Source organism: Streptomyces sp. NPDC060209, assembly GCF_042728155.1.
Lineage (GTDB): Bacteria > Actinomycetota > Actinomycetes > Streptomycetales > Streptomycetaceae > Streptomyces.
In genome coordinates this window covers 19,158-27,931 of sequence record NZ_JBHWZS010000090.1, presented here as the reverse complement: position 1 = coordinate 27,931, position 8,774 = coordinate 19,158, and the positions used below count along the sequence as shown (strand labels likewise).

9 protein-coding genes are annotated in these 8,774 nt (G+C 69.0%); 6 read left to right on the top strand and 3 right to left on the bottom strand.

The window, feature by feature from the left end; translation table 11 throughout:
• Positions 1-5: 5 nt before the first annotated feature.
• The 3 genes from ACFWFI_RS19090 to ACFWFI_RS19080 form a co-directional block, all read right to left on the bottom strand.
• A complete protein-coding gene (locus ACFWFI_RS19090) occupies positions 6-986 on the bottom strand; it encodes a COX15/CtaA family protein (RefSeq protein WP_387391346.1) in 981 nt (326 codons plus the stop codon).
• 81 nt (positions 987-1,067) lie between these two features.
• A complete protein-coding gene (locus ACFWFI_RS19085) occupies positions 1,068-1,835 on the bottom strand; it encodes an ABC transporter permease (RefSeq protein ID WP_387391343.1) in 768 nt (255 codons plus the stop codon).
• Positions 1,832-2,758 carry an ABC transporter ATP-binding protein gene (locus ACFWFI_RS19080; protein ID WP_387391340.1) on the bottom strand — a complete coding sequence of 309 codons (927 nt, stop codon included), beginning with the start codon at positions 2,756-2,758 and terminating at the stop codon, positions 1,832-1,834. The genes ACFWFI_RS19085 and ACFWFI_RS19080 overlap by 4 nt, the downstream gene beginning before the upstream one ends.
• A gap of 245 nt (positions 2,759-3,003) precedes the next feature.
• On the opposite strand from ACFWFI_RS19080, the gene ACFWFI_RS19075 reads away from it, so the two are divergent.
• The 6 genes from ACFWFI_RS19075 (at position 3,004) to ACFWFI_RS19050 (ending at position 8,773) form a co-directional block, all read left to right on the top strand.
• Positions 3,004-3,753: a helix-turn-helix transcriptional regulator gene (locus ACFWFI_RS19075; protein ID WP_387391338.1), complete on the top strand. Its 750-nt coding sequence runs from the start codon at positions 3,004-3,006 to the stop codon at positions 3,751-3,753.
• Positions 3,750-5,171, top strand: coding sequence for a Fe-S cluster assembly protein SufB (sufB, locus tag ACFWFI_RS19070; protein WP_385504493.1), 1,422 nt, complete (start codon positions 3,750-3,752; stop codon positions 5,169-5,171). The genes ACFWFI_RS19075 and sufB overlap by 4 nt, the downstream gene beginning before the upstream one ends.
• A 66-nt stretch (positions 5,172-5,237) precedes the next feature.
• Complete coding sequence (sufD, locus tag ACFWFI_RS19065) at positions 5,238-6,419, top strand: Fe-S cluster assembly protein SufD (RefSeq protein ID WP_387391334.1); 1,182 nt, start codon at positions 5,238-5,240, stop codon at positions 6,417-6,419.
• Complete coding sequence (locus tag ACFWFI_RS19060; protein WP_329212268.1) at positions 6,419-6,736, top strand: bifunctional 3-phenylpropionate/cinnamic acid dioxygenase ferredoxin subunit; 318 nt, start codon at positions 6,419-6,421, stop codon at positions 6,734-6,736. The genes sufD and ACFWFI_RS19060 overlap by 1 nt, the downstream gene beginning before the upstream one ends.
• 7 nt (positions 6,737-6,743) lie before the next feature.
• Positions 6,744-7,508 (top strand): Fe-S cluster assembly ATPase SufC, encoded by a 765-nt coding sequence (sufC, locus tag ACFWFI_RS19055; protein ID WP_387391331.1) that lies wholly within the window; start codon positions 6,744-6,746, stop codon positions 7,506-7,508.
• The gene (locus tag ACFWFI_RS19050) at positions 7,505-8,773 is read left to right on the top strand and encodes a cysteine desulfurase (protein ID WP_387391328.1); all 1,269 of its coding nucleotides are present in this window, start codon (positions 7,505-7,507) and stop codon (positions 8,771-8,773) included. Before sufC ends, ACFWFI_RS19050 begins: the two co-directional genes overlap by 4 nt.
• Position 8,774: the final 1 nt, after the last annotated feature.

The window sequence follows — 8,774 nt, the reverse complement described above, 5'->3', positions numbered from 1 at the left end:
CCCGTTCAGTGCGCGGCGGCGTGCTCCGGCAGGTCTCCCGCGGCGGGCGCGGGGATGGCCGCGTCGGCCACCGGGCGCTCCCGCAGCGACAGCAGCAGGCGCAGCACCGCGATCCACAGCAGGGCCGAGCCGAACATGTGGAGGCCGACCAGGATCTCGGGTACGTCGCTGAAGTACTGCACGTAGCCGATGGCGCCCTGCGCCAGCAGCACGATCAGCAGGTCACGGGCGCGGGCCCGGGTGTCGGCGGGCGCGTCGACGACGCGCAGGGCGAACCACATCGCGACGGCCAGGGCGCAGACGACCCATGCGGCGATGGCGTGGATGTGGGCGGCGTCGCTCCAGTCCCACGGCATGCGCGGTACGTCGCTGCTGTCGCCGGCGTGCTTGCCGGAGCCGGTCACGGTGGTGCCGAGCACGATCAGGAGGACCGTGGCGGCGACGATGGCCCAGGACAGCTGCCGCACCGGGCGCGGGGCGCGCGGGCGCGGTGTGCCGTCGCCCTCGTCGATCCGGACCCAGGTGATCACGGCCACCGTGAGCAGGCAGTTGGCGAGCAGGAAGTGTCCGGCCACGGACCACGGGTTGAGGCCGGCCCAGACCGTGATCCCGCCGATGACGGCGTTCCCCATCACCAGCCAGAACTGCGACCACGCCAGGCGGGTGAGACCACGCCGCCGCGGCTTCAGGGAGCGCGCCGCGATGATCGCCCAGCCGACCGCGGCCGACAGGACGTAGGTGAGCATCCGGTTGCCGAACTCGATGGCACCGTGCAGCCCCTGTTCGGGGGTGGCGAAGAGGCTGTCGTCGGTGCACTTGGGCCAGGTGTCGCAGCCCAGGCCCGAACCGGTCAGCCGGACGGCCCCGCCCGTGATGATGATGAAGACGCTCATCACCACCGCGGCGAGCGCGGCACGCTTGGCCGTCTTCACCGACGGAGTCCAGCGCTTGGCGATGTAGGAGATGGGGGTTTCCACGCGCCCTATCGTAGGGAACGGCTTGTGCATGTTTTCACGAGGGGTGGGCATTCCCGGGTGAGCCCGGACATCTCCCTGTGCGCGGCCCTCTCACTCCCAGCGGAAGAAGCGCGCCGCGGCGCCCAGCCCCAGCACCGCCCAGACGGCCAGGATCGCCGCGTCGCCCCACGGCATCGCCGAGCCGTGCTGCAGGACGTCCCTGAGCCCGTCGGAGAGCGCCGAGATCGGCAGCAGGCCCAGGACCGACTGCGCCGCGTCCGGGAACTTGTCCAGCGGCACGATGACCCCGCCGCCGACGAGCAGCAGCAGGAAGACCAGATTGGCGGCGGCCAGCGTCGCCTCGGCCTTCAGCGTCCCCGCCATCAGCAGCCCGAGCCCGGAGAAGGCCACGGTGCCCAGCACCAGGAGCAGCAGGACGGCGAACGGGTTGCCCTCCGGCGACCAGCCCAGCGCGAATGCGATCACCGTCAGCAGGACGACCTGCAGCACCTCCGTGACCAGCACGGAGAGGGTCTTCGCCGTCATCAGGCCCCAGCGGGGCAGGGGCGAGGCGCCCAGCCGCTTGAGCACGCCGTAGCGCCGTTCGAAACCGGTCGCGATGGCCTGGCCCGTGAAGGCCGTGGACATCACCGCGAGCGCGAGGATGCCGGGCGCCAGGAAGTCCACCGGCTCACCCGCGCCCGTGTCGACGATGTCGACCGCGCTGAACAGCACGAGCAGCAGTGTCGGGATGACCACCGTCAGCAGCAGCTGCTCGCCGTTGCGCAGGAGCATCCGCGTCTCGAGCGCGGCCTGCGCGGCGATCATGCGGGGAAGGGGGGCGGCGCCGGGGCGCGGGGTGTACGTACCGGCGCTCATGCGCGCAGCTCCTTGCCGGTCAGTTCCAGGAAGACGTCCTCGAGGGTGTGCCGCTCCACCGCGATGCCGTCGGGCATCACGCCGTGCTGGGCGCACCAGGAGGTGACGGTCGCCAGCAGCTCCGGGTCGATCTGCCCGGTGATGCGGTAGGCGCCGGTGGTCAGTTCCGCCGCCTCGCTGCCGTCGGGCAGCGCCTTCAGCAGCGAGCCGAGGTCCAGGCCGGGACGGCCGGTGAAGCGCAGGGTGTTCTCGGCGCCGCCGCGGCACAGCTGCTCAGGACTGCCCTGGGCCATGACCTGCCCCGCGTCGATGACGGCGACGTCGTCGGCGAGCTGCTCGGCCTCGTCCATGAAGTGGGTGGTGAGGACGACCGACACCCCGTCGGCCCGCAGCTCGCGGATCAGGTCCCAGGTCGAGCGGCGGGCCTGCGGGTCGAGACCCGCGGTCGGCTCGTCCAGGAAGACCAGCTCGGGGCGGCCGACGACGGCCATGGCCAGCGCGAGACGCTGCTGCTGGCCGCCGGAGAGCCGGCGGTAGGTGGTCCGGCCGCAGCTGCCGAGTCCGAGACGTTCGACGAGCTCGTCGACGTCCAGCGGATGGGCGTGGAGCTTCGCCACGTGGCGCAGCATCTCGTCGGCGCGGGCGCCGGAGTAGACACCGCCGGACTGCAGCATCACGCCGATACGGGGGCGGAGCGCGGCGGCGTCCGCGACCGGGTCGAGGCCGAGGACCCGTACGGTCCCGCCGTCCGGTCGGCGGTAGCCCTCGCAGGTCTCGATCGTGGTGGTCTTGCCGGCGCCGTTGGGGCCGAGGACCGCGGTCACCGCGCCCGCCGCGACCTCCAGATCGAGGCCGTCGACCGCCGTTTTCGTGCCGTACCGCTTGACAAGGCCCCTGGCCTGTACGACGGGCTCGCTGCTCATGGCGGGCAAGTCTAGGCTGGCAGGAGAGGGGTCCGGCGCGCCGGGTTCCCCCGGGTCCTCGGAGCCGTCCCGGCGGACCGGCCGCGGCTCGGCCGTGGGCCGCCCCGGAGAGCGCCCACCTGCGAAGCCCTGCCGTGATCATCTGTTTTCGCAGGTCAACTTAGGTCTGCCTAAGTGATGAAGGGCACCGCGCCCGGTTCGGGGGTGGGTTGTCACGTCCGAAGGAATTACGCAACAATGGCGTTGTGAAATACGTTGGCGAGGCTCCTCAGGAGGAACTCGCGACCGGTGAGCGCTCGACGCGCAACAGGGTCGCGCGCTCCATCCTGGACCACGGCCCGTCCACCGCCGCCGATCTGGCGAAGCGCGTCGGTCTGACCCAGGCGGCCGTGCGTCGCCACCTCGACGCCCTCGTCTCCGACGACGTGGTCGAGGCCCGGGAGCAGCGGGTGTACGGAGCGCGGACCCGTGGCCGTCCGGCCAAGGTCTTCGCCCTCACCGACTGCGGCCGGGACGCCTTCGACCAGTCCTACGACAAGCTGGCCGCCGACGCACTGCGCTGGATCGCCGACACGGCGGGGGACGAGGCGCTCGTCGCTTTCGCCCGCGCCAGGATGGCCTCGCAGTCCGAGACGTACCGAGCTGTGATCGAGGCCGCGGACCCCGAGGCCCGCACCGAGGCCTTGGCCAAGGCCTTGTCGGCCGACGGGTACGCTGCTACGGCGCGTAGCGCGCCGGGCCCTCAGCAGGGCGAGCAACTGTGCCAGCACCACTGCCCGGTCGCGCACGTAGCCGAGCAGTTCCCGCAGCTGTGCGAGGCGGAGACGGAATTCTTCTCCAGTCTGCTCGGGACCCATGTGCAGCGTCTCGCCACCCTCGCCCACGGCGACGGTGTGTGCACGACGTTCGTTCCGCGCGGCAGCCCCACGGCACCACAGCCTTCACAGACCACCCATTCAGCATCTGCAAGTACGGCCGGGAGGAACCCCGCATGACGCTCCCTACGGAGACTGCCCACCCTGAGCTCGATGGCCTGGGCACGTACGAATTCGGCTGGGCCGACTCCGACGCGGCAGGCGCGGCGGCGAAGCGCGGCCTGTCCGAAGCTGTCGTCCGCGACATCTCGGAGAAGAAGAACGAGCCGGAGTGGATGCTGAAGCTCCGGCTCAAGGGCCTGAAGCTCTTCGGCAAGAAGCCCATGCCGAACTGGGGCTCGGACCTGTCGGGCATCGACTTCGACAACATCAAGTACTTCGTGCGGTCCACGGAGAAGCAGGCGGAGTCCTGGGAGGACCTGCCCGAGGACATCAAGAACACGTACGACAAGCTCGGCATCCCGGAGGCGGAGAAGCAGCGCCTGGTCGCCGGTGTCGCCGCGCAGTACGAGTCCGAGGTCGTCTACCACCAGATCAACGAGGAGCTGGAGGCGCAGGGTGTCATCTTCATGGACACCGACACCGCGCTGAAGGAGCACCCGGAGCTCTTCAAGGAGTACTTCGGCACCATCATCCCCGTCGGTGACAACAAGTTCGCCTCGCTGAACTCGGCCGTGTGGTCCGGTGGCTCCTTCATCTACGTGCCGAAGGGCGTGCACGTAGAGATCCCGCTCCAGGCCTACTTCCGTATCAACACGGAGAACATGGGCCAGTTCGAGCGGACGCTGATCATCGTCGACGAGGACGCCTACGTCCACTACGTCGAGGGCTGCACCGCGCCGATCTACTCCTCGGACTCGCTGCACTCCGCGGTCGTCGAGATCATCGTGAAGAAGGGCGGCCGCTGCCGCTACACGACCATCCAGAACTGGTCGAACAACGTCTACAACCTGGTCACCAAGCGCGCCGTGGCGTACGAGGGCGCGACCATGGAGTGGGTCGACGGCAACATCGGCTCCAAGGTCACCATGAAGTACCCGGCCGTCTACCTGATGGGCGAGCACGCCAAGGGCGAGACCCTGTCCATCGCCTTCGCGGGCGAGGGCCAGCACCAGGACGCCGGCGCCAAGATGGTCCACATGGCACCGAACACCTCCTCCAACATCGTCTCCAAGTCGGTGGCGCGAGGCGGTGGCCGCACCTCCTACCGCGGTCTCATCGAGATCGGCGAGGGTGCGCCGGGCGCCAAGTCCAACGTGCTGTGCGACGCACTGCTCGTGGACACCATCTCCCGCTCCGACACCTATCCCTACGTCGACGTCCGCGAGGACGACGTGTCGATGGGGCACGAGGCGACGGTCTCCAAGGTCTCCGAGGACCAGCTCTTCTACCTGATGAGCCGCGGCATGACCGAGTTCGAGGCCATGGCGATGATCGTGCGCGGCTTCGTCGAGCCGATCGCCAAGGAGCTGCCGATGGAGTACGCCCTCGAGCTCAACCGGCTGATCGAGCTGCAGATGGAGGGCTCGGTCGGCTAGGACGGCCGCGCCGTCCACGATCGTCCCCGAGAGTTCTTGACTGAGAAAGCGAGCACTACGACAGCCATGGCTGAGGCTCAGAACATTCCGGCGGGCTCCACCACCGCCGGGTCCATCGCGGTGGCGGCCGAGTCCACCGTCGCCACGCGCATGAGCGCGCCCCCGTCCTTCGACGTCGCGGACTTCCCGGTCCCGCACGGCCGCGAGGAGGAGTGGCGGTTCACGCCGCTGGAGCGGCTGCGCGGCCTGCACGACGGCACCGCCGTCGCCACCGGTGACGGGGTCAAGGTCGTCGTCGAGGCGCCCTCGGGCGTCACGGTCGAGACCGTCGGCCGCGACGACGCGCGGCTCGGCAGGGCCGGAATCCCGGTGGACCGGGTCGCCGCCCAGGCGTACTCGTCCTTCCAGCAGGCCTCGGTCGTCACGGTCGCCAAGGAGGCGGTGCTCACCGAGCCGATCCGGATCGCCGTGCACGGCCAGGGCGGTGTGGCCTACGGCCACCAGGTCATCGAGCTGGGCGCGTTCGCCGAGGCCGTCGTCGTCATCGACCACACCGGTGACGCGGTGCTCGCCGCCAACGTCGACTACGTCCTGGGCGACGGAGCGAAGCTCACCGTCGTCTCCGTCCAGGACTGGGACGAGAAGGCCGTCCACGTCTCTCAGCACAATGCGCTGATCGGCCGGGACGCCTCCTTCAAGTCCATCGTCGTCACCTTCGGCGGCGACGTGGTCCGCCTCCACCCGCGGGTCGCGTACGCGTCCACCGGCGGCGAGGCGGAGCTCTTCGGTCTGTACTTCACCGACAAGGGCCAGCACCAGGAGCACCGCCTCCTGGTCGACCACAACGCCCCGCACTGCAAGTCCAACGTGGCCTACAAGGGCGCGCTCCAGGGCGACGGCGCGCACGCCGTGTGGATCGGTGACGTCCTCATCCAGGCCGCGGCCGAGGGCACCGACACGTACGAGATGAACCGCAACCTGGTCCTCACCGACGGTGCCCGGGTCGACTCCGTACCGAACCTGGAGATCGAGACCGGCGAGATCGTCGGCGCCGGACACGCCTCGGCGACCGGCCGCTTCGACGACGAGCAGCTGTTCTACCTGCAGTCCCGGGGTATCCCGGCCGAGGAGGCCCGCCGGCTCGTCGTGCGCGGCTTCTTCGCCGAGCTCGTCCAGCAGATCGGCCTGCCCGACGTCGAAGCCCGTCTCCTCGACAAGATCGAGACCGAGCTGAAGGCGTCGGTCTGATGGCCTTCGTCAAAGCCTGTGCGCTGAGCGAGCTGGAGGACGACACCCCCAAGCGGGTGGAGCTCGACGGCACGCCGGTGTCCGTCGTCCGCACCGAGGGCGAGGTGTTCGCGATCAACGACATCTGCTCGCACGCGAACGTCTCGCTGTCGGAGGGCGAGGTCGAGGACTGTTCGATCGAGTGCTGGCTGCACGGATCGAGCTTCGACCTCCGCACCGGCAAGCCGTCCGGTCTTCCCGCGACGCGCCCCGTCCCCGTATACCCCGTAAAGATCCAAGGGGACGATGTGCTCGTCTCCGTCACCCAGGAGTCCTGAGTCACCCATGGCAACGCTTGAAATCCGCGACCTGCACGTCTCCGTCGAGGCCGACAACGCCACGAAGGAGATCCTCAAGGGCGTCGACCTGACCGTGAAGCAGGGCGAGACGCACGCCATCATGGGCCCGAACGGGTCCGGCAAGTCCACCCTCGCGTACTCGCTCGCGGGTCACCCCAAGTACACGATCACGAGTGGCACGGTGACCCTGGACGGCGAGGACGTCCTGGAGATGTCCGTCGACGAGCGGGCCCGCGCCGGACTGTTCCTCGCCATGCAGTACCCGGTCGAGATCCCCGGTGTCTCGGTCTCCAACTTCCTGCGCACCTCCGCCACCGCCGTCCGCGGTGAGGCCCCCAAGCTGCGGACGTGGGTGAAGGAGGTCAAGGAGACGATGGCCGGGCTCCAGATGGACCCCTCCTTCGCCGAGCGCAACGTCAACGAGGGCTTCTCCGGCGGTGAGAAGAAGCGCCACGAGATCCTTCAGCTGGAGCTCCTCAAGCCGAAGGTCGCCATCCTCGACGAGACCGACTCCGGCCTGGACGTCGACGCCCTGCGCGTCGTCTCCGAGGGCGTCAACCGGGTCCGCGAGGGCGGCGAGGTCGGCACCCTGCTGATCACGCACTACACGCGGATCCTCCGCTACATCAAGCCCGACTTCGTGCACGTCTTCGCCAACGGCCGCATCGCCGAGTCCGGCGGCGCCGAGCTGGCCGACAAGCTGGAGAACGAGGGCTACGAGGCATATGTGAAGGGTGGCGCTTCCGCGTGACTGACGCCCGACAGGGGCTCTCCGGCCTCCTCGACACCGAGGCGATCCGCAAGGACTTCCCGATCCTGGACCGCACGGTCCACGACGGAAAGAAGATCGTTTACCTGGACAGCGCTGCGACCTCGCAGAAGCCGCGCCAGGTGCTCGACGCTCTCAGTGAGTACTACGAGCGGCACAACGCCAACGTCCACCGCGGTGTGTACACGATCGCGGAGGAGGCCACCGCGCTGTACGAAGGCGCTCGCGACAAGGTCGCGGCCTTCATCAACGCACCCAGCCGCAACGAGGTGATCTTCACCAAGAACGCCTCGGAGTCGCTCAACCTCGTCGCGAACATGCTCGGCTGGGCGGATGAGCCCTACCGGGTCGACAGTGACACCGAGATCGTCACCACGGAGATGGAGCACCACTCCAACATCGTGCCGTGGCAGCTGCTCTCGCAGCGCACGGGTGCGAAGCTGAAGTGGTTCGGCATCACCGACGACGGCCGCCTCGACCTGTCCAACATCGACGAGATCATCACGGAGAAGACGAAGATCGTCTCCTTCACCCTGGTCTCCAACATCATGGGCACGATCAACCCGGTCGAGAAGATCATCCGCCGTGCCCAGCAGGTCGGCGCGCTGGTCTGCATCGACGCCTCGCAGGCCGCCCCGCACATGGTGCTCGACGTGCAGGCGCTGCAGGCCGACTTCGTGGCCTTCACCGGTCACAAGATGGTCGGACCGACGGGCATCGGCGTGCTGTGGGGACGACAGGAGCTCCTCGAGGACCTGCCGCCGTTCCTCGGTGGTGGCGAGATGATCGAGACCGTGTCGATGCACTCCTCGACGTACGCCCCCGCTCCGCACAAGTTCGAGGCGGGTACGCCCCCGATCGCACAGGCCGTCGGTCTCGGTGCGGCCGTGGACTACCTCTCGGCCATCGGTATGGAGAACATCCACCGCCACGAGCAGGCCATCACCGAGTACGCGGTGCGGCGGCTCCTGGAGGTCCCCGACCTCAGGATCATCGGTCCGGCGACGGCCGAGGACCGCGGGGCGACGATCTCCTTCACGCTCGGCGACATCCACCCCCACGACGTGGGCCAGGTGCTCGACGAGCAGGGCATCGCCGTCCGGGTCGGACACCACTGCGCACGGCCGGTCTGCCTGCGCTACGGAATTCCTGCGACGACGCGAGCGTCGTTCTACCTGTACTCCACGCCGGCCGAGGTCGACGCCCTGGTGGACGGGCTGGAGCACGTGCGGAACTTTTTCGGTTAGA

Coding starts and splice junctions, on each gene's coding strand:
- ACFWFI_RS19085 (WP_387391343.1), bottom strand. CDS start 1,835: ATGAGCGCCGGTACGTACACCCCGCGCCCCGGCGCCGCCCCCCTTCCC.
- ACFWFI_RS19080 (WP_387391340.1), bottom strand. CDS start 2,758: ATGAGCAGCGAGCCCGTCGTACAGGCCAGGGGCCTTGTCAAGCGGTAC.
- sufB (WP_385504493.1), top strand. CDS start 3,750: ATGACGCTCCCTACGGAGACTGCCCACCCTGAGCTCGATGGCCTGGGC.
- sufD (WP_387391334.1), top strand. CDS start 5,238: ATGGCTGAGGCTCAGAACATTCCGGCGGGCTCCACCACCGCCGGGTCC.
- ACFWFI_RS19060 (WP_329212268.1), top strand. CDS start 6,419: ATGGCCTTCGTCAAAGCCTGTGCGCTGAGCGAGCTGGAGGACGACACC.
- sufC (WP_387391331.1), top strand. CDS start 6,744: ATGGCAACGCTTGAAATCCGCGACCTGCACGTCTCCGTCGAGGCCGAC.